The organism is Streptomyces sp. NPDC021622, assembly GCF_040640795.1.
GTDB lineage: Bacteria > Actinomycetota > Actinomycetes > Streptomycetales > Streptomycetaceae > Streptomyces.
In genome coordinates this window covers 141806-160573 of the sequence record NZ_JBFACK010000015.1, presented here as the reverse complement: position 1 = coordinate 160573, position 18768 = coordinate 141806, and the positions used below count along the sequence as shown (strand labels likewise).

The window sequence follows — 18768 nt, the reverse complement described above, 5'->3', positions numbered from 1 at the left end:
GATTCGCCGGGGAGTAGCCTCGCCCGCATGCATGCGATCACGATCCCTGAAGCCGGTGGGCCCGAAGCGCTCGTGTGGGCCGAGGTCCCCGATCCCGTACCTGGTGAGGGCGAGGTTCTCGTCGAGGTCGCGGCCAGTGCCGTGAACCGCGCCGACCTGCTCCAGCGCCAGGGCTTCTACAACCCGCCGCCCGGCTCGTCCCCGTACCCGGGACTGGAATGCTCGGGCCGCGTCAAGGCGATTGGCACCGGCGTCTCCGGCTGGGAGATCGGCGACGAGGTCTGCGCGCTGCTCGCGGGCGGCGGCTACGCCGAGCAAGTCGTCGTCCCCGTGGGCCAGTTGCTGCCGGTCCCGGAGGGCGTCGACCTCGTCACGGCGGCCGCCCTGCCCGAGGTGACCTCGACCGTCTGGTCGAACGTCTTCATGATCTCCCACCTGCGGCCCGGCGAGACTTTCCTCGTGCACGGTGGCTCAAGCGGCATCGGCACCATGGCGATCCAGCTGGCGAAGGCCGTCGGCGCCAAGGTGGCGGTCACCGCGGGCAGCAAGGAGAAGCTGGACTTCTGCCGGGAACTCGGCGCGGACATCCTCGTCAACTACCGCGAGCAGGACTTCGTCGAGGAGATCAAGAACGCCACGGACGGCGCGGGCGCCGACGTCATCCTCGACAACATGGGCGCCAAGTACCTGGACCGCAACGTCCAGACCCTCGCGACCAGCGGGCGCCTCGCGATCATCGGCATGCAGGGCGGCATCAAGGGCGAGCTGAACATCGCCACGCTCCTGGGCAAGCGGGCCGCCATTACGGCGACGACGCTGCGGGCGCGGCCCCTGGAGGAGAAGGCCGCCATCGTGGCGGCGGTGCGGGAGCATGTGTGGCCGCTGATCGGTGCGGGGCATGTGCGTCCGGTTGTCGACCGGACGGTGCCGATGCGGGAGGCTGCGGCCGCTCATCGGGTGTTGGAGGAGAGCGCGCATATTGGGAAGGTGCTGCTCGTTCGCTGAGGGGTCGGTGCCACCTTTTCTGCGGGCCGATTGTGGCTGGTCGCGCAGTTCCCCGCGCCCCTAACGGGGCCCGGTAACGCGGCCCCCGCAAGACCCGATACCGCACGGCCGAGATGCCGGACCCCTCCCGCTATGTGACGCTTGATCCAGCTTCAGTGATCTCTCTCGATCTTGGCGATCCGGTAGCGGGAGGGGGTCAGCGCGGTGACTCCACGACTCAGGCCGTTGGTGGTTTCGGCGGTGTTCCTGACCGCCACCGTCCTCCCCTCCTCGTACGTCTCGTATGCCGCGTACGCCGTCGAGCCCTCCCCCAGCGAGACCTTCGCCGGGAGTGTCCCCGGCGAAGGCAGGGCCAGGCCGGGACGCGCAGAGCCGTCGCCTCCGCCCCCTTCGGCGTCCGTACCGGCCCACCCGCCGCAGCCGAAGCCGCGGCCGTCCCTGGCGCAGCAGCCCGCCACCAAGACCACTGCCTCCGACGCCACCCGGAAGACCGCCGCTGAGCCCGTCGTCCCCGGCCTCAGCGTCCTGCCGCTCGGCAGCGGCCTCGTCCTCATCGGCCTCGGCCTGGGGTTCTTCGCCGTGCGGCTGCGCGGCGGCTGACACGGCCGACGGCTTCGTACACGGTGGATCACCGGCTTATGGGGGCACCACCGATGTGTGATGTACGGGTGCGAGAGAATGGCGGCATGGAGATGCCGAGGAACGAACGGTCGCCGGAGAGCCCCCAAGTCCTGGTTGTCGGACAGGACGGAATGGCGCTCGGCGGCGGCGGAGACGATGACTCCCACGAGGTCCCGGTGACGGAGATGGTCGAACAGCCGGCCAAGGTCATGCGCATCGGCAGCATGATCAAGCAGCTGCTCGAGGAGGTGCGGGCGGCTCCTCTGGACGAGGCGAGCCGGGTGCGGCTCAAGGAGATCCACGCCAGTTCGGTCAAGGAGCTCGAGGACGGTCTCGCCCCCGAGCTCGTCGAAGAGCTGGAGCGGCTCTCCCTTCCGTTCACGGAGGAGACGACGCCGAGCGACGCCGAGCTGCGGATCGCTCAGGCCCAGCTGGTGGGCTGGCTCGAAGGGCTCTTCCACGGGATCCAGACGACCCTGTTCGCGCAGCAGATGGCGGCGCGGGCGCAGCTGGAGCAGATGCGGCGCGCGTTGCCGCCCGGCATGGGCGGTGGCGAGGAGGACGAGGACGGCGGCGTCGCGGGGCGCTCCGGAGGGCCTTACCTCTAGGTCCTCCAGGTCCTCTGGACGGTCGCCAGACACCGAACGAACAACGCGGAGGGCCCGGTCACGAGGTGACCGGGCCCTCCGCGTTGCCGTGGATGATCAGGCGGTGATCAGGCGGGGTTGCCCGTGGAGACGGTGAACTGGATCTCCACGTCGTCCGGGTCGACGTCGGAGTCTCCCTTGGGGGTCTGCGTCATGACGGTGTCCTCCCCGTAGGTGTTCTCGTCCACCTCGCTCTTGTCGTACTCCCAGCCCGCCGCCTGCAGGCACTTCTGCACGGACCGCCAGTCCTTGAACGTGAAGTCAGGGACCTTGATCTTGTTCTCGTCGTTGTACGCCGTGTCGGGCTCGGTGCACTCTTCGGTCTCGATCGTCTGCGTCCGGTCGGGACCGCGGTGCCCCGCCACCGGCGCGTTCGACTTCTTGTCCTTGGGGTCCTTGCCGCCCTCGTCGCCGCCGCCCAGCGAGACCGCCGCGATGACGCCGCCGATGGCCAGCAGTGCGACGACGATCGAGCCGACGACCACAGGCATGTTCTTCTTGCCGCCGCCCGAGCCCGAGCCCGAGCCGCCGCCCTGGCCCTGTACGGACGTCTGCGCCGGCTGCGGCGAGACCGTGTACGGAGGCGGGGTCTGCGAGGCCTGCGGTGCGTACGCGTTCGTGGGCGGCGGGGTCTGGTAGCCGGCCTGCTGCGGGTAGCCGTAGCCCGGGGTCACCGGGGCCGGGGTTGCCGGGCCGTACGAACCGGGCTGGTACGGCGTCTGGACGTTGCCGCCCTGCGGCATCGAGGTGTCGACCGGCGGGAAGACCGCGGAGCCGACGCCCGCGCCGCTCGCGGTCTGGGCGCCCGGCACGATGCTCGGCGCGGCCGTCTGGAAGGACTGGGCGACGCGCAGGCACTCGTCGCGCATCGCCTCCGCGGTCGGGAAACGCTCGTTCGGGTTCTTCTTGAGCGCGCGGGCGACGATCGCGTCGAGCGCCGGCGGCAGCGAGCGGTTGATCGAGGACGGAGCGACCGGCTCCTCCTGGACGTGCGCGTACGCGATGGCCAGCGGCGAGTCCGCCTCGAACGGCAGCCGGCCGGTGGTCAGCTGGAAGAGCATGATGCCGACCGAGTACAGGTCGGAGCGGGCGTCGACGCCGCGGCCGAGGGCCTGCTCCGGCGACAGATACTGCGGGGTGCCGACGACCATGCCGGTCTGCGTCATGGAGGTGACGCCGGACTGCATGGCGCGGGCGATGCCGAAGTCCATCACCTTGACGACGTTGCGCTTCGTCATCATCACGTTGCCGGGCTTGATGTCGCGGTGGACCAGGCCCATCTCGTGGCTGATCTCGAGCGCGGCGAGCACATCGGCGGTGATCTTCAGCGCCTGGTCGGTCGGCATCGCGCCGAACTGGGCGACGGACGCGTCGAGGACGGAGCCGAGCGGCTTGCCCTCCACGTACTCCATGACGATGTACGGCATCGTCGCGCCGTCGAGGTCGTCCTCGCCGGTGTCGAAGACCGAGACGATGTTCGTGTGCGTGAGCTTGGCCACCGACTGGGCCTCGCGGCGGAAGCGCTCGCGGAAGGACTGCTCGCGGCCGAGCTCGGTGTGCAGCGTCTTGATCGCGACTTGGCGGTCGAGTACGGAGTCGTACGCCAGGTGAACGGAGGCCATGCCGCCTTCACCGAGAAGATCGCGAAGCTGATACCGGCCACCGGCCAGCGAACGCCCCGCATACCGTCCCTGTGCGCCGTCCTGGCTGCTCATGTCGTGCGTCCCCCATCGGCGCGGTGTGCCGGACGGCTCCGCGATCGGTGATCGATTCCCGCTATTCCTGGCCAAGTCTGCCCGAGGGCACTGACACGTCAAGCTCGATGCCCGTTCCGTGACCGTACGCGCAAGAAGCGTCTCGGAAGCGTTACAAGTTTGCGCATCAACCCCCATGGCGGGTTTGATGTCCGGTCCACCTCGAACCGACGTGCCGCGTTAAGGCTGTAGCGTGGCCCGGGTTCCCCCAGTACCACCAAGCACCACGACCAGAAACGACGGCGAGGACTGATGGCACAGACGCAGCGCGCTCAGGGCCCGTCCGACCCCGAGGCGACTGGCGGCGGTATGTCAGATGCGCCGGAGTTGTGGGGTAATGGCGGGCTTGTCGGGGACGGCCGATACCGGCTGACCCGCAGACTCGGCCGTGGCGGCATGGCAGAGGTGTTCGCGGCCGAGGACGTACGTCTCGGTCGTACGGTCGCCGTCAAGCTGCTCCGCTCAGACCTCGCCGAGGACCCGGTCTCCAAGGCCCGCTTCACGCGCGAGGCCCAGTCGGTGGCGGGGCTCAACCACCACGCGGTGGTGGCGGTCTACGACTCCGGCGAGGACGTCGTCGGGCCGAATGTCGTCCCGTACATCGTCATGGAGATCGTCGAGGGCCGGACGATCCGCGATCTGCTGATCAACGCGGAGGCGCCGGGCCCCGAGCAGGCCCTGATCATCGTCTCCGGAGTGCTCGAGGCGCTCGCCTACTCGCATCAGCACGGCATCGTGCACCGCGACATCAAGCCCGCGAACGTGATCATCACCAACACCGGCGCGGTGAAGGTGATGGACTTCGGCATCGCGCGCGCCCTGCACGGCGCCCAGTCGACGATGACGCAGACCGGCATGGTCATGGGCACGCCCCAGTACCTCTCCCCGGAGCAGGCGCTCGGCAAGGCCGTCGACCACCGCTCCGACCTGTACGCGACCGGCTGTCTGCTCTACGAACTCCTCGCGCTGCGGCCCCCGTTCACCGGTGAGACGCCGCTCTCCGTGGTCTACCAGCACGTCCAGGACATCCCCGTGCCGCCGTCCGAGGCCTCGGACGTGGCGCCGCCGGAGCTGGACGGGCTCGTCATGCGCTCGCTCGCCAAGGACCCGGACGACCGGTTCCAGACCGCCGAGGAGATGCGCGGTCTGGTCCAGTACGCGCTGCAGATGCTGGGCGAGCAGGGCAGCCACACCGGCACCTGGAACACCGGGCCCGTCGACATCGCGGGGATGCACCAGGGCGGCCACACCCCGGCGATGGGCGTCGCGGGCACCACCGCGATGCAGCACCCGGGCGACTCCGGCACGGCGCAGATCCCGGGCCCGATGCTGCGTCCGCCGGGCGGCGACGACGGCGGCTTCGACGGCGGTCACCGCGACGGGAACGGCCGGGGCGGCCGCGGCAAGATGTGGATCTTCGCCGTGCTCGCGATCATCGCGATCGCGGTGGGTGTCGCGGTCGCGCTGAACGCCGGCGGCGACAAGACGAAGGACAAGGAAACTCCGACGAAGGCGCCGACGAAGCAGTCGGAGTCGAAGGAGCCCAGCAAGAGTCCGGAGGAGTCGACGTCGGAGGAGGAGACCGTGCCGGGTGACGGCTCGGGCGGTCAGGGGGACTACACGCCCCCGGTGACGCCGTCCACCGACCCGACCACTCCGACGACGCCCACGGAGAGCGAGCCGACGGAGCCGACCGGCGAGCCGACGGAGCCGACCGGCGAGCCGACGGACGAGCCGACGGAGCCGACGGACGAGCCGACGGAGCCGACCGACGAGCCGACTCCGCCCACGGGCGGGGTCGACGGTGGCGTGGACGGCGGCGTCGACGGCTGAAGCAGCCGAAGCAGCTGAAGCGGCTTGATCAACGGCACGCGCGCGTGGAGCCCGGAAAGGGCACCACGCGCGCGTGCCGCGTTCTGCCCCTCTGGGGCCCGTCTACCGAAGGTGCTGAAGTCGGCGGTCCCGGCCGCCGTGCAGCGTGTGCACCGTGGCCAGCTGCGGCTCTATGCGGAGGTAGACCGGGTCGTAGAGATCGCCGTCCACGTAGTGCGGGCCCGGACCGAAGAGCTCCAGTTCGTCGTTGGTCGGCTCGATGACCTCGCAGACGCCGACGAACTGCACGGTCCACTGTGCCGTGCGGGAGCTCGCCGAGTTGAGATTGTCCGCTCCGTAGGCGACGACACTGCCGATGCAGGCCTGGTGGTAGCCGTACCCCTTGTGCATCCGCAGCAGGATGCGCCCGTCCACGACGATGTGGCGGGCCGCGGCGAGGAAGGGCAGCGCGCGCATGCTGGTCGCCACTCGGCCGTAGTCGGTGCGGCTGAGCAGTTCGTAGGCGAGCTGTTCGTCCTGTTCATCCGGTTCGTCGGTGGGCATGGCATCCACCCTCGGGCACGGCGAGGTGCCGGGACAGAGGATCCCGCCCCTAGAGGATCGGGACGTAAGTCCCTCAGAGCATGTACGTCCCTCAGAGCACCAGCACCGTCTTGCCCCGCGCCCCGCCGCCCCGGGCCTTGGCGATCGCCCGGGGAGCCTTCTCCAGGGGCACCTCGGCCTCGATCGGGACATCCAGGACCCCTTTGACGACCGCGGCGGCCAGGATGTCGAGCAGTTCCGAGCTGGCCCGCAGGTCGAAGTCGACGACCTCGACGCCGGGCGGCGACTGCGCGGGGTCGGCGGCGGAGCGGGTGGTGAGGGCGACACCGCCGGCCCGGACCAGGGCGGCGTTGGCGGCGAAGGACTCCGGGTCGCCGGAGACCAGGTCGACCATGGCGTCGATGCCCTGCGGGTACTCGTCGCGGACCGCGGCGGACAGGTCCCGCGATGTGGTGTCGATCGTGACGGCGGCCCCCAGGGCGGCCATCCGGTGCCGCTCGTCGCCGCGCACCGCCGCGAGGACACGGACCTCACGGCCCGCGGCGAGCTGGGTGAGCTGGGTGCCCACGCCGCCCGTCGCACCGACGACCAGGAGGCTCGCGCACTCGCGGACCCCCGCGGTCTGCAGGATCTGCGCCGCCGTCATCCCCGCGGTCGGCAGGACGGCCGCGCTCTCCAGGCTCAGGCCCGCCGGGACGGTGGAGATCACCGCGTCCTGCGGCATCGTCACGTATTCGGCGTAGCTGCCCGCGCCGATCGGCGGCCTGGACGCCTGGCCGAAGACGGCTTCGCCCACGTGGAAGCGCTCGGCGCCCGGCCCGACCGCGTCCACCCGGCCCGCGAAATCGACGCCCAGGACGAGCGGGAAGACGTGGGGCGCCTCGCCGTCGAGGAGGCCGTCGGCGGCCTGCCAGTCGTAGGGGTTCAGACAGGCGTAGTCGACCCTGACGAGCACTTCTCCGGGGCCGGGCAACGGATCCGGCAGTTCCATCAGCTCAGGCTCGGCCTTGAACGCCCTGACCGCGACAGCTCGCATGGCGGATCACCCTCCTGGTGGAACAGCCCCCCTGCCGGTGCGCGGGTCCGTTCAGTGGTGCTTCTCCGCCTGCAGGCGTGCCACGTACGCGGCCGCCTGGGAGCGCCGCTCCATGCCCAGCTTCGAGAGCAGGCTGGAGACGTAATTCTTGATCGTCTTCTCGGCGAGGTGCAGTCGCTCGCCGATCGCGCGGTTGGTCATGCCCTCGCCGATCAGGTCGAGGATCTTCCGCTCCTGGTCGGTGAGGTTCGCAAGGCGGTCGTCGCCCTTGGGGTTGTTCCCGTCGCGAAGGCGCTCCAGGACACGGGCCGTCGCCACCGGGTCGAGCAGGGACTTTCCGGCCGCCACATCACGTACGGCGGTGAGCAGTTCATTGCCGCGAATGGCCTTGAGTACATAGCCGGAAGCGCCGGCCATGATCGCGTCGAAGAGGGCCTCGTCATCGGCGAACGAGGTGAGCATCAGGCATTTGATGTCCTCGTTCTGCGAACGGATCTCGCGGCAGACCTCCACCCCGCTGCCGTCCGGAAGCCGTACGTCGAGAACGGCCACATCGGGGCGCGTGGCCGGGATTCTGACCAGGGCGTCGGCCGCCGTGCCCGCTTCGCCGACGACCTCGATATCGGACTCCACGGAGAGCAGCTCATGGACTCCACGCCGGACCACTTCGTGATCGTCGAGGAGGAATACCGTAATTTTTCCGTCTTCGCGCACGGGATCAGTCTCACACACCAGCTCTTTCCGTGCCCGGGTGGACGATCTCTTCCTGTGCCCCGTGAACTCTTCCCGTGCGCGGGGTGGCCGGGATAACGTGCCGGTGTTCCGGCCCCCTGCCAGGCTGTGATCAGTGCTGTGACCAGGAAGTGTTCCCGCCTTTCTCGATTTACTCGGAAATCCAAGCAGTCAGGTACTTGGAAATCCAAGCAAATTCGCAGGTCAGATGGGGTTTCACAGAATTGGGAAGCACTGGGTAACGTGCATTGTGCAGGGCGCTCGCCGGGGCACCTGTCACGCCTGTTCCCGGCCGAGTCGCACCCACCCCGTGCGCGGGCACGGAGCAGGCGAGCCGCGCCCCCAAGCTCTTAAAGAGCAGGGGGACCCCCTGGTTCCCGGTAATCCCGGGGGCCGGACCGACGGAGGAGCACACGTGACCGTGGAGAGCACCGCCGCGCGCACACCGCGCCGCAGCAGTACCAGCGGCGGGAAGCGCGCCAGCGCCAAGAAGGCCGCGCCGAAGAAGAGCACGGAGCCCGAGCTCGTACAGCTGCTGACCCCCGAGGGCAAGCGGGTCAAGAATGCCGAGTACGACGAGTACGTCGCCGGGATCACCGCCGATGACCTGCGCGGCCTGTACCGCGACATGGTCCTCACCCGCCGCTTCGACGCGGAGGCCACGTCCCTGCAGCGCCAGGGCGAGCTGGGCCTGTGGGCGTCGCTGCTCGGCCAGGAGGCCGCCCAGATCGGCTCGGGCCGCGCCACCCGCGACGACGACTACGTCTTCCCGACCTACCGCGAGCACGGCGTCGCCTGGTGCCGCGGGGTCGACCCGACGAACCTGCTCGGCATGTTCCGCGGCGTGAACAACGGCGGCTGGGACCCGAACACCAACAACTTCCACCTGTACACGATCGTCATCGGCTCGCAGACCCTGCACGCCACCGGGTACGCCATGGGCGTGGCCAAGGACGGCGCGGACTCGGCCGTGATCGCGTACTTCGGGGACGGCGCCTCAAGCCAGGGGGACGTGGCCGAGGCGTTCACCTTCTCCGCGGTCTACAACGCGCCTGTCGTGTTCTTCTGCCAGAACAACCAGTGGGCGATCTCCGAGCCCACCGAGAAGCAGACCCGGGTGCCGCTCTACCAGCGCGCGCAGGGCTACGGCTTCCCCGGTGTGCGGGTCGACGGCAACGACGTGCTCGCCGTGCTGGCCGTCACCAAGTGGGCACTGGAGCGGGCCCGCACGGGCGAGGGACCCGCGCTGATCGAGGCGTTCACGTACCGCATGGGCGCGCACACCACCTCCGACGACCCGTCCAAGTACCGCAACGACGACGAGCGCGTGGCCTGGGAGGCGAAGGACCCGATCCTGCGCCTGAAGGCCTATCTCGAGTCCGAAGGTCACGCGGATGAGGGATTTTTCGCGGAACTCGAAGCGGAGAGCGAAGCGTTGGGAAAGCGAGTGCGAGAGGTGGTGCGGGCGATGCCGGATCCGGATCTGATGGCGATCTTCGAGAACGCATATGCGGACGGGCATGCGCTCGTCGACGAGGAGCGCGCCCAGTTCGCCGCGTACCAGGCGTCCTTCGCAGACGAGGGCGGTAAGTGACCATGGGCGTACAGAAACTTCCCCTTGCCAAAGCGATCAACGAATCGCTGCGCACGGCGCTCGAGACCGACCCCAAGGTCCTCATCATGGGTGAGGACGTCGGCAAGCTCGGCGGCGTCTTCCGGGTGACGGACGGGCTGCAGAAGGACTTCGGCGAGGACCGGGTCATCGACACCCCGCTCGCCGAGTCCGGCATCGTGGGTACGGCGATCGGGCTCGCCCTGCGGGGCTACCGCCCGGTGGTGGAGATCCAGTTCGACGGTTTCGTCTTCCCCGCGTACGACCAGATCGTCACGCAGCTCGCGAAGATGCACGCCCGTGCGCTCGGCAAGATCAAGATGCCGGTCGTCATCCGCATTCCGTACGGCGGCGGCATCGGCGCGGTCGAGCACCACAGCGAGTCGCCCGAGGCGCTGTTCGCGCACGTGGCGGGGCTCAAGGTCGTCTCGCCTTCCAACTCGTCGGACGCCTACTGGATGATGCAGCAGGCCATCCAGAGCAATGACCCGGTGATCTTCTTCGAGCCGAAGCGGCGTTACTGGGACAAGGGCGAGGTCGACAAGGACGCGATTCCGGGTCCGCTGCACAAGGCCCAGGTCGTCCGTGAGGGCACCGACCTGACGCTCGCCGCGTACGGCCCGATGGTGAAGGTCTGTCTGGAGGCCGCCGCGGCCGCCGCCGAGGAGGGCAAGTCCCTGGAGGTCGTGGACCTGCGCTCCATGTCCCCGATCGACTTCGACACGGTGCAGTCCTCGGTGGAGAAGACCCGCCGCCTCGTCGTCGTGCACGAGGCCCCGGTGTTCCTCGGTACGGGCGCGGAGATCGCGGCGCGCATCACCGAGCGGTGCTTCTACCACCTGGAGGCCCCGGTGCTCCGGGTCGGCGGCTATCACGCCCCGTACCCGCCGGCCCGCCTCGAAGAGGAGTACCTGCCGGGCCTTGACCGGGTGCTCGACACCGTCGACCGCTCGCTGGCGTACTGAGGGAGAGGGTCGTGACGACGATGACAGACACCGCTCTTGCCGAGTTCAAGATGCCCGACGTGGGCGAGGGACTCACCGAGGCCGAGATCCTCAAGTGGTACGTGGCGCCGGGCGACACCGTCACCGACGGCCAGGTCGTGTGCGAGGTGGAGACGGCCAAGGCCGCCGTCGAACTGCCGATTCCGTTCAACGGTGTTGTGGGGGAGCTGCGCTTCCCCGAGGGCACGACGGTCGACGTCGGCCAAGTGATCATCACGGTCGACGTGTCGGGCGGGGCGGCCCCCGCGGCGCCCGCAGCTGCCCCGGCGCCCGCCGAGCCGGTAGCCGCCCCCGCCGAGGAGCCTGCTGCCGCCGATGAGCCGGCCCCCGAGGGGCGCAAGCCCGTGCTCGTCGGGTACGGCGTCGCCGCGTCCTCGACGAAGCGCCGCGCGCGCAAGGCCGTGCCGGAGCAGGCCGAAGAGCCGCCGGCCGGTACGTACTACGCGGCGTCCGTGCAGGCCGAGTTGAACGGCACCAGCACGTCGGCGCTCGCTTCCGCGCCTTCGCCCGCGCCTGTGCCTTCGCCCGCGGGCGAGCGGCCGCTGGCCAAGCCGCCGGTGCGCAAGCTCGCCAAGGATCTGGGTGTCGACCTGGCGGCCGTCACGCCGTCGGGTCCGGACGGGATCATCACGCGAGAGGACGTGCACGCGGCGGTGGCAGCGGTCGCCCCCGCGCCCGCAGCCCCCGCCCCCGTGGCCGCGCCGCAGCCGGCGGCGACCCAGGCCCCCGCCCCCGCCCCGGCGGCCGCCGTGAGCCCCGACGCCCGCGAGACCCGCATCCCCGTCAAGGGAGTCCGCAAGGCCACCGCCCAGGCGATGGTCGGTTCGGCCTTCACGGCGCCGCACGTCACGGAGTTCGTGACGGTGGACGTGACGCGGACGATGAAGCTGGTTGAGGAGCTGAAGCAGGACAAGGCCTTCACGGGCCTGCGGGTGAACCCGCTCCTGCTCATCTCCAAGGCGCTGCTCGTGGCGATCCGGCGCAACCCGGACGTCAACGCCGCCTGGGACGAGGCGAATCAGGAGATCGTCCAGAAGCACTATGTGAACCTGGGCATCGCCGCCGCAACGCCGCGCGGCCTGCTCGTCCCGAACATCAAGGACGCGCACGCCAAGACGCTGCCCGAACTGGCCGAGTCCCTCGGCGAGTTGGTCGCCACGGCCAGGGACGGCAAGACGTCTCCGGCCGCGATGCAGGGCGGCACGGTCACGATCACGAACGTCGGCGTCTTCGGCGTCGACACGGGCACCCCGATCCTGAACCCGGGCGAGTCCGCGATCCTCGCGGTCGGCGCGATCAAGCTCCAGCCGTGGGTCCACAAGGGCAAGGTCAAGCCGCGCCAGGTGACGACCCTTGCGCTCTCCTTCGACCACCGCCTGGTCGACGGCGAGCTCGGCTCCAAGGTGCTCGCCGATGTCGCGGCGATCCTGGAGCGGCCGAAGCGGCTCATCACCTGGGCCTAGGTACGTCCGAGGGGGCCCGTCGCACTGCGCGGCGGGCCCCCTCGTCGTATCCCCGTGAAGTGGGGCTACTTCTTGAAGCCGTAGTCCATCAGCTTCGTCGCGTCCGTCGTGCGGCTGGCCGCCGAGGTGGACGTGAGGACCGTGCCGATGACCGTCTTGCCGTTACGGGTCGCGGCGAAGACCAGGCAGTACTTGGCCTGCGGGCCCGAGCCGGTCTTCACGCCGATCGTGCCGCTGTAGCTGCTGAGCAGGTTGTTCGTGTTCGACCACGACATGTAGCGGTAGCCGCCGCTCTTCGTCACGACCTTCTGCTTCGTCGACTTCGTCTTCACGACCGTACGGAACGTGGAGCTCTTCATCGCGCTGCTCGCGAGCTTCGTCAGATCGCGGGGCGTCGAGTAGTTGCTGGCGCCGCCGATGCCGTCGAACGAGTCGAAGTGGGTGTTCGTCAGGCCGAGGGTCTTGGCCTGCGCGTTCATCTTGCCGATGAACGACTTCACGCGGGCCGCGCGGGTGGAGCCCTTGCCGAACTTGTCGGCGAGCGCGTACGCGGCGTCGCAGCCGGACGGCAGCATCAGGCCGTACAGGAGCTGGCGGACGGTGACCTTGTCGCCGACGATCAGCCGGGCGGACGAGGCGGTGTTCTTGACGATGTAGTCGCTGTAGGCCTTCTGGATCGTGACCTTGGAGTCGAGGTTGAGGTTCGACTGCGCAAGCACCACCTTGGCGGTCATGATCTTGGTGGTGGAGCCGGTGGACCGGCGGGTGTCGGCGGCCTTGGTGAAGAGGGTCTTGCCCGTGCCGTTGTTCATCACGTAGCCGCCCTTGGCGGCGATGGACGGCTTCGGCGGTGCGGCCGCGTGGGCCGGCGTGGTGAGGGCGCCGCCCGCGAGTACCGCTCCAGCGGTGACGATGACGGCCGATACGCGTCGAATGCCCTTAATGGGGGTGTTCAAGTTCTATGCTCCAAATGCCCCTGGAATGCGGCCACATGAGGGTGCCGCTAGATGGTACGACTCGCAATGGGGGCAGAAGGATGCGCCCCGCAAGGGTGATGTCCGCATCGTGGAATGGACGAGGTGATGCGTACGTGTTGTATCTATGCTGTGCGCATGCCTGCCGCCCCAGCCGTCCCCGCCGCCTCCGCGACCCCCGCCGTCAAACCGCCACCCGCCGCCGAGCGCGTCTACGCGCATGTGAAGCAGGGCGTACTGGACCGCCGCTACGAGGGCGGCACGCTGCTCACCGAGGGCGAGCTCGCCGAGGCCGTGGGGGTGTCCCGCACCCCGGTGCGGGAAGCCCTCCTGAAGCTGGAGGTCGAAGGGCTGCTCCGGCTCTACCCCAAGAAGGGGGCGCTGGTCCTGCCGGTCTCCGCGCAGGAGATCGCCGATGTCGTCGAGACGCGGCTGCTCGTGGAGACGCACTCGGTCCGCAAGGCCGTGCCGGCCCCTGCGGGGCTTATCGGTCGCCTTGAAGAGCTGCTGCGGCAGCAGCGGGAGCAGGCTGCCGCCGGGGACCTTTCCGCTGCCGCTGTGACCGACCGGTGTTTTCATGCCGAGATCGTGCGGAGCGGGGGCAACGAGATTCTCGCGCGGCTGTACGACCAGCTTCGGGACCGGCAGTTGCGGATGGGGGTTGCCGTGATGCAGTCCCATCCCGATCGGATCGCCAAGACGCTGGCCGAGCACGAGGAGATTCTGGACGCCCTGCGGGCCGCGGATGCGGAGGCCGCGGAGGCGGTGGTCACCCGGCATGTCGGGTGGTTTCAGAACCTTGCTCGGGGCGAGGTCCGATGAGGTTGCTCTTTGACGGGTCGCCGTCCGCCGTCGTCGGGATTTCGTTTGCCGCTTCGCGGCATCTTTCCCGCCCGCCCACCCGTTACCCCGCGGCTGATGAGGGTGGGCAGAGCAGGCGTTGTTCCGCGCCGGTGCGAGGGGACCAGAGGTGGTCTTGGTGAGTGCTGCCTCCGCCCCCGTCTCCCTCCCCGGCGACCCGCCCGGTGGCCGCAAGGCTGTCCTCGTCTGGGGTATCGGTGTCTCCGTCTACTTCGTCGCCGTCATCTTCCGGACCTCCCTCGGCGTTGCCGGGCTCGACGCCGCCGACCGCTTCCACGTCAACGCGTCCGCGCTCTCGACCTTCTCGATCCTCCAACTGCTCGTGTACGCGGGCATGCAGATACCCGTCGGCCTGATGGTCGACCGGCTCGGCACCAAGAAGGTGCTGACCATCGGGGTCGTGCTGTTCACGCTCGGCCAGCTCGGCTTCGCCTTCTCCCCTTCGTACGCGATGGCCCTCGCGTCCCGCGCCCTGCTCGGCTGCGGTGACGCGCTGACCTTCATCAGCGTCCTGCGGCTCGGCACCCGCTGGTTCCCGGCCCGGCGCGGTCCGCTGGTCGCGCAGCTCGCGGGGCTCGTCGGCATGGCGGGCAACCTCGTCTCGACCCTCGTCCTCGCCCGGCTGCTGCACTCCGTCGGCTGGACCGCGGCCTTCGCCGGCAGCGCGCTCTGCGGCGTCGTCGTCCTCGTACTGATGACGCTGTTCCTCAAGGACCACCCTGAGGGCCACGAGCCGGAGCCCGTGCGGCACACCGGTGGGGCCTTCGTGCGCAAGCAGATCGCCCTGAGCTGGCGCGAGCCCGGCACCCGGCTCGGCCTGTGGGTGCACTTCACCACGCAGTTCCCCGCGATGGTGTTCCTGCTTCTGTGGGGGCTGCCGTTCCTCGTCGAGGCGCAGGGGCTCTCGCGCGGGTCGGCCGGGGCGCTGCTCACCCTCGTCGTGCTGTCCAACATGGTGATCGGCCTGGTCTACGGCCAGATCGTCGCCCGGCACCACGCGGCCCGTACGCCGCTCGCCATCGGTACGGTCACGGCGACCGCCGTCATGTGGGCGGCCACGCTCCACTACCCCGGCGACCACGCCCCGATGTGGCTGCTCATCGCGCTCTGCACCGTGCTCGGCGCCTGCGGCCCCGCGTCCATGATCGGCTTCGACTTCGCGCGGCCCGCGAATCCGCCGGAGCGGCAGGGCACGGCGTCCGGCATCGTGAACATGGGCGGCTTCATCGCCTCCATGACCACGCTGCTCGCCATCGGCGTCCTGCTTGACGCGACCGGTGACAACTACCGGATCGCCTTCTCGGCGGTCTTCGTCCTCGAGGCGATCGGCCTGAGCCAGATCCTGCGGCTGCGGACGCGTGCCGTCCGCAGGGAGCGGGAACGGCTTGTGGCCAGCCGCGTCGAGGCCGTGCACGTCCCTGTCTGAGGCGGGCACGGGGGCCCTGCCCCCGGACCCCCGGTCCTCAATCGCCGGACGGGCTGGATTTCACGGCGTGACCGCGAACTCCCGCAGGATCGCCTCGCCGAGGCCGTGGTCGCCCTCGATCTTGATGCGGTCGGCCACCGAGGCGTACGAGATACGGCCGCACGCCAGACGGAAGTACGTCTCCCAGTCCAGGCTCAGCGTCGCGAGCGGGCCGAGCGAGGGGGCGCTGTCGACCGTGGCGTGGCCTTCGGCGTCGACGCGGACCGTGCGCAGGAACTCGACGGCACCGCTCACATCGAAGACGACCGCCGAATTCGCGGGCGCGCCCGCCTTCTTGGCGACGACCTTCGGCAGTCCGTGCAGCAGCAGGTCGCGGGCGACGAGCGCGCCGGGCGAGTCCAGGTTGCCGGGCTTCTTCAGCGTCGTACGCAGATCCTGCTCATGCACCCAGACGTCGAACGCGCGCATCCGCGTGGCCAGTTCGAGGGTCTGCTCGCTGCCGAGCGGGCCGCGGATCTTCGTGTCCGGTTCGCGCGACTCGTTCCGCAGCTGCCGCGAGCGGCGGATGATCGTGTACTCGAGCTCGGAGGTCATCTCGGGCGCGGTGTGGTGGCGCCGCACGTCGACCTGCATCTCCATGTACCGCTGGCCCTCGGTCTGTACGTGGTACAGGTCGCGGGGCAGCGTGTGGATGGGGCGCGGGTCGCCCAGCATCTCGCAGTCGAGGCCGATGACATGGGAGACGATGTCCCGCACCGACCAGCCGGGGCAGGGCGTGGCCCAGTTCCACTCTCCCTCGGCGAGCGGCGACACCAGCTCGGATATCGCCGTGACTGAGTGGGTCCAGGCGTCGGCGTAGTTTTGCAGGCTGGGATGGAGACTCACGGGACCCCTCGACGGTCGTACGCGGGCGGTGGGTGTCTGAGACGCTAAGTTACGCTGCCCGCAGGCACCCCGGCAGTGCTTTCGTGTGACGATCGTAGGCCTGCAATGACGGCTCGAATGCCAGGACGGTGGTAGTGTGCGCGCCTCCCTCATCCAGATCGCCGTAGACGAGGACGAACCGGTCAATTCCCGCCGGTCGCGCGTCGCTTCACTGGTACGTGAGGTGAGTGCGCGGGAGGGATCGGATCTCGTCGTTCTTCCCGAACTGTGGACGACCGGCGCTTTCGCATACGAGTCGTTCGCCACTGAGGCGGAGCCGTTGGAGGGGCCTACCTACGAGGCGATGGCCAAGGCGGCGAGTGACGCGGGGGTTTGGCTGCACGCCGGGTCCATTCCGGAGCGGGACCCTGAAGGGCCGCTCTACAACACCTCTCTTGTGTTTTCCCCTGACGGTGAACTTGCCGCCGCCTACCGGAAGATCCACCGGTTCGGCTTCGACAAGGGGGAGGCCGTCATGATGGCGGCGGGGGCGGAGCTGGCCACTGTGCGCCTTCCGTCGACCACCTTGGGGCTCGCCACCTGCTATGACCTGCGCTTTCCTGAGCTGTTTCGGGGGCTTGTGGATGCGGGCGCCGAGATGTTCGTGGTGCCGGCGGGGTGGCCCGCCAGGCGGCGGGAGCACTGGCTGCTGTTCGCGCGGGCGCGGGCTGTCGAGGATCAGGTGTACGTCCTTGCCTGTGGCACCGGGGGGACGCATGCGGGGGTTCCGCAGGCCGGGCACAGTGTTGTCGTTGATCCGTGGGGTGAGGTGCTCTGCGAGGCGGGGGACGGTGAGGAGGTCCTCACCGTCGACCTGGACCCCTTGAAGGTGGGGGTTACCCGGGAGCAGTTCCCTGCGTTGAAGGATCGGTTGCTTGGGGTGGACGCACCGCGGCGCTGAGGTCTCCGCGGGGTGGGCGCCCTGTTGAATCGGTGCCCCGCGGCTTCGGGCTGTGCCCACCCGTTCCGCCGTGCGGAACGCCTGCCCACAGACAGGGCGGCCGGAAGGCCGGGAGTCAGTTCTCGGCGCCCCTCTCCTTCTCCGCCAAGCGGATTACGCAGACCGTTACTGCCAGGAGCAGGGCCGGGTCCGCGTCCTCTCGTGCGACGTGGAGGCCGTAGGTGTCGCGGACGTGGAACCAGCGGCGGGAGATGTCGGCCAGGAGTTCGCCGTCGTACTCGATGGCGAACTCGCGGTCGAGGATCTTGCCGCTGACGTCGAGTTCCGTGCCGTCGACCAGTTCCACGCGGTAGTGGTTGCGCAGGAGCGAGAGGCGTTTGCGCTTGACCCTGGCCAGCGGCTCGCCGTCCCGTTCGATGACCATCGTGTCGCGCAGGGCCAGCATCTTGGCGCGGATGTCGATGAGGACGCGGCCCTGCATGTCCTTCAGCTCGAAGGTCTCGCGCAGCCGCATCGCCTTGCCGTCGACGAGGAAGACCTTGCGGCCCTGGTCGTCCTCGATCCAGTAGTCGTCGCCGATGCCGAACAGCCGGTCGCGTACGAGAAGTCTCATGGCGCCATGACTACCCCGCGGCGGGAACGACACAGCCGGCCCGTGCCACTTGGGGGAAGTGAGGACACGGACCGGCTGTGGGTCATGGGGGAGGCCGCCGTCAGGTGAGGGCGTCCTCGGAGGTGCTCTGCCAGTACGTGACCTGCGAGGAGCTGTCCAGGAGCAGGCCCGCGGGGCCGGGGGAGCCGACCGAGGCGTGGCCGTCCGTGCCCTTGCCTTCCTTCGTGGCGAGCGTGACGTTGAACGTCTTGGTGCGGTGCGTGTCGCCGGACTCCTTCGCCGCGAGGCCGATCGAGGCATAGGCGGACTGGTTCGGCTCGACGCTGACGACGGACTGCGGCCGGGTGTCCTCGGCCACCGGGAGGTTCTTTCCCGCCGTCGGGTCGCTGATGAACGGGGCGCCGTAGACCGAGCAGCGCTTGTCGCCGTTGTTGGTGATCTTGAGCAGGACGACGGGCGCGGAGCCGCCGGTCTCCTGCATGGCGATCTTCGAGGTGGCCAGCGTGCAGTCGTCGGCACCTGCGGGAGCGGCCTCGCCGCCGCCGGACGAGCCGCCGTCAGTGCCTCCGGACGTGTTCTTCGCGGAGCCGGAGGAGTCGGAGGTGCCGACCGATGAAGAGGACCCGGATGCCTTGCCGTCGTCGCCGCCGTCGTCGCTGTTGCAGGCGGTGAGCGAGATCGACAGGGCGGCGACCGCCGCGAGGGCGACGGCAGTGTTCTTGCGGGCCTTGCTGCGCATGGTGGTGACTCCCCCGTGTGACGGTCGGTTCGGGCCTGTGAGGAGGAGCCTGCCGCCCGCCGCTGCCGTCCCGCTAACAC

General features: G+C 69.5%; 18 protein-coding genes. 10 read left to right on the top strand and 8 right to left on the bottom strand.

The genetic code is table 11. The features are described from left to right. The first annotated feature begins 27 nt into the window (after nt 1–27). From AB0G47_RS28195 to AB0G47_RS28185, 3 genes are all read left to right on the top strand, one after another. On the top strand, nt 28–1005 hold the full coding sequence (locus AB0G47_RS28195) for an NAD(P)H-quinone oxidoreductase (protein WP_360775539.1): 978 nt from the start codon (nt 28–30) through the stop codon (nt 1003–1005). 204 nt (nt 1006–1209) lie between these two features. Further along, nucleotides 1210–1605 carry a hypothetical protein gene (locus AB0G47_RS28190; protein WP_360775536.1) on the top strand — a complete coding sequence of 132 codons (396 nt, stop codon included), beginning with the start codon at nt 1210–1212 and terminating at the stop codon, nt 1603–1605. Between the two features lie 86 nt (nt 1606–1691). Next, on the top strand, nt 1692–2234 hold the full coding sequence (locus tag AB0G47_RS28185) for a bacterial proteasome activator family protein (RefSeq protein ID WP_360775533.1): 543 nt from the start codon (nt 1692–1694) through the stop codon (nt 2232–2234). 107 nt (nt 2235–2341) lie between these two features. Here the strand turns inward: AB0G47_RS28185 and AB0G47_RS28180 are convergent, their stop codons facing one another. After that, nucleotides 2342–3988, bottom strand: a complete 1647-nt coding sequence (locus AB0G47_RS28180) for a protein kinase (RefSeq protein ID WP_360775530.1) — start codon at nt 3986–3988, stop codon at nt 2342–2344. 291 nt (nt 3989–4279) lie between these two features. On the opposite strand from AB0G47_RS28180, the gene AB0G47_RS28175 reads away from it, so the two are divergent. Beyond that, on the top strand, nt 4280–5860 hold the full coding sequence (locus tag AB0G47_RS28175; protein WP_360775527.1) for a protein kinase: 1581 nt from the start codon (nt 4280–4282) through the stop codon (nt 5858–5860). A gap of 102 nt (nt 5861–5962) precedes the next feature. Here AB0G47_RS28175 and AB0G47_RS28170 read toward each other — a convergent pair whose 3' ends face one another. The 3 genes from AB0G47_RS28170 to AB0G47_RS28160 form a co-directional block, all read right to left on the bottom strand. Next, a complete protein-coding gene (locus AB0G47_RS28170) occupies nt 5963–6403 on the bottom strand; it encodes a pyridoxamine 5'-phosphate oxidase family protein (RefSeq protein WP_360775524.1) in 441 nt (146 codons plus the stop codon). A 91-nt stretch (nt 6404–6494) separates the two neighbouring features. Next, nucleotides 6495–7439, bottom strand: coding sequence for an NADP-dependent oxidoreductase (locus tag AB0G47_RS28165; protein WP_360775521.1), 945 nt, complete (start codon nt 7437–7439; stop codon nt 6495–6497). A gap of 51 nt (nt 7440–7490) precedes the next feature. After that, nucleotides 7491–8153, bottom strand: a complete 663-nt coding sequence (locus AB0G47_RS28160) for a response regulator transcription factor (protein ID WP_323178597.1) — start codon at nt 8151–8153, stop codon at nt 7491–7493. A gap of 433 nt (nt 8154–8586) precedes the next feature. Here AB0G47_RS28160 and pdhA point away from each other — a divergent pair, with 433 nt between their 5' ends. Genes pdhA through AB0G47_RS28145 form a run of 3 tightly spaced genes read left to right on the top strand, consistent with a single transcriptional unit; the run spans nt 8587 to nt 12250 of the window. After that, the gene (pdhA, locus tag AB0G47_RS28155; RefSeq protein WP_360775518.1) at nt 8587–9765 is read left to right on the top strand and encodes a pyruvate dehydrogenase (acetyl-transferring) E1 component subunit alpha; all 1179 of its coding nucleotides are present in this window, start codon (nt 8587–8589) and stop codon (nt 9763–9765) included. Between the two features lie 2 nt (nt 9766–9767). Further along, complete coding sequence (locus AB0G47_RS28150; RefSeq protein WP_360775515.1) at nt 9768–10748, top strand: alpha-ketoacid dehydrogenase subunit beta; 981 nt, start codon at nt 9768–9770, stop codon at nt 10746–10748. Between the two features lie 11 nt (nt 10749–10759). Next, the gene (locus AB0G47_RS28145) at nt 10760–12250 is read left to right on the top strand and encodes a dihydrolipoamide acetyltransferase family protein (RefSeq protein WP_360775512.1); all 1491 of its coding nucleotides are present in this window, start codon (nt 10760–10762) and stop codon (nt 12248–12250) included. Nucleotides 12251–12315: 65 nt separating this feature from the next. Here the strand turns inward: AB0G47_RS28145 and AB0G47_RS28140 are convergent, their stop codons facing one another. Beyond that, a complete protein-coding gene (locus AB0G47_RS28140; RefSeq protein WP_360775509.1) occupies nt 12316–13206 on the bottom strand; it encodes a serine hydrolase in 891 nt (296 codons plus the stop codon). A 156-nt stretch (nt 13207–13362) separates the two neighbouring features. On the opposite strand from AB0G47_RS28140, the gene AB0G47_RS28135 reads away from it, so the two are divergent. Then, entirely contained in the window at nt 13363–14046 is a 684-nt protein-coding gene (locus AB0G47_RS28135; protein WP_360775507.1) for a GntR family transcriptional regulator, read from the top strand. A gap of 154 nt (nt 14047–14200) precedes the next feature. Continuing rightward, on the top strand, nt 14201–15511 hold the full coding sequence (locus AB0G47_RS28130) for an MFS transporter (protein ID WP_360775504.1): 1311 nt from the start codon (nt 14201–14203) through the stop codon (nt 15509–15511). 60 nt (nt 15512–15571) lie between these two features. Here AB0G47_RS28130 and AB0G47_RS28125 read toward each other — a convergent pair whose 3' ends face one another. After that, the gene (locus AB0G47_RS28125) at nt 15572–16396 is read right to left on the bottom strand and encodes a maleylpyruvate isomerase family mycothiol-dependent enzyme (RefSeq protein WP_360775501.1); all 825 of its coding nucleotides are present in this window, start codon (nt 16394–16396) and stop codon (nt 15572–15574) included. Between the two features lie 136 nt (nt 16397–16532). Here AB0G47_RS28125 and AB0G47_RS28120 point away from each other — a divergent pair, with 136 nt between their 5' ends. After that, on the top strand, nt 16533–17336 hold the full coding sequence (locus AB0G47_RS28120) for a carbon-nitrogen family hydrolase (protein WP_360775498.1): 804 nt from the start codon (nt 16533–16535) through the stop codon (nt 17334–17336). Nucleotides 17337–17451: 115 nt separating this feature from the next. Here the strand turns inward: AB0G47_RS28120 and AB0G47_RS28115 are convergent, their stop codons facing one another. Beyond that, on the bottom strand, nt 17452–17949 hold the full coding sequence (locus AB0G47_RS28115) for an LURP-one-related family protein (protein ID WP_360775495.1): 498 nt from the start codon (nt 17947–17949) through the stop codon (nt 17452–17454). A 100-nt stretch (nt 17950–18049) separates the two neighbouring features. Further along, entirely contained in the window at nt 18050–18688 is a 639-nt protein-coding gene (locus AB0G47_RS28110; protein WP_360775493.1) for a DUF4232 domain-containing protein, read from the bottom strand. Nucleotides 18689–18768 lie beyond the last annotated feature (80 nt).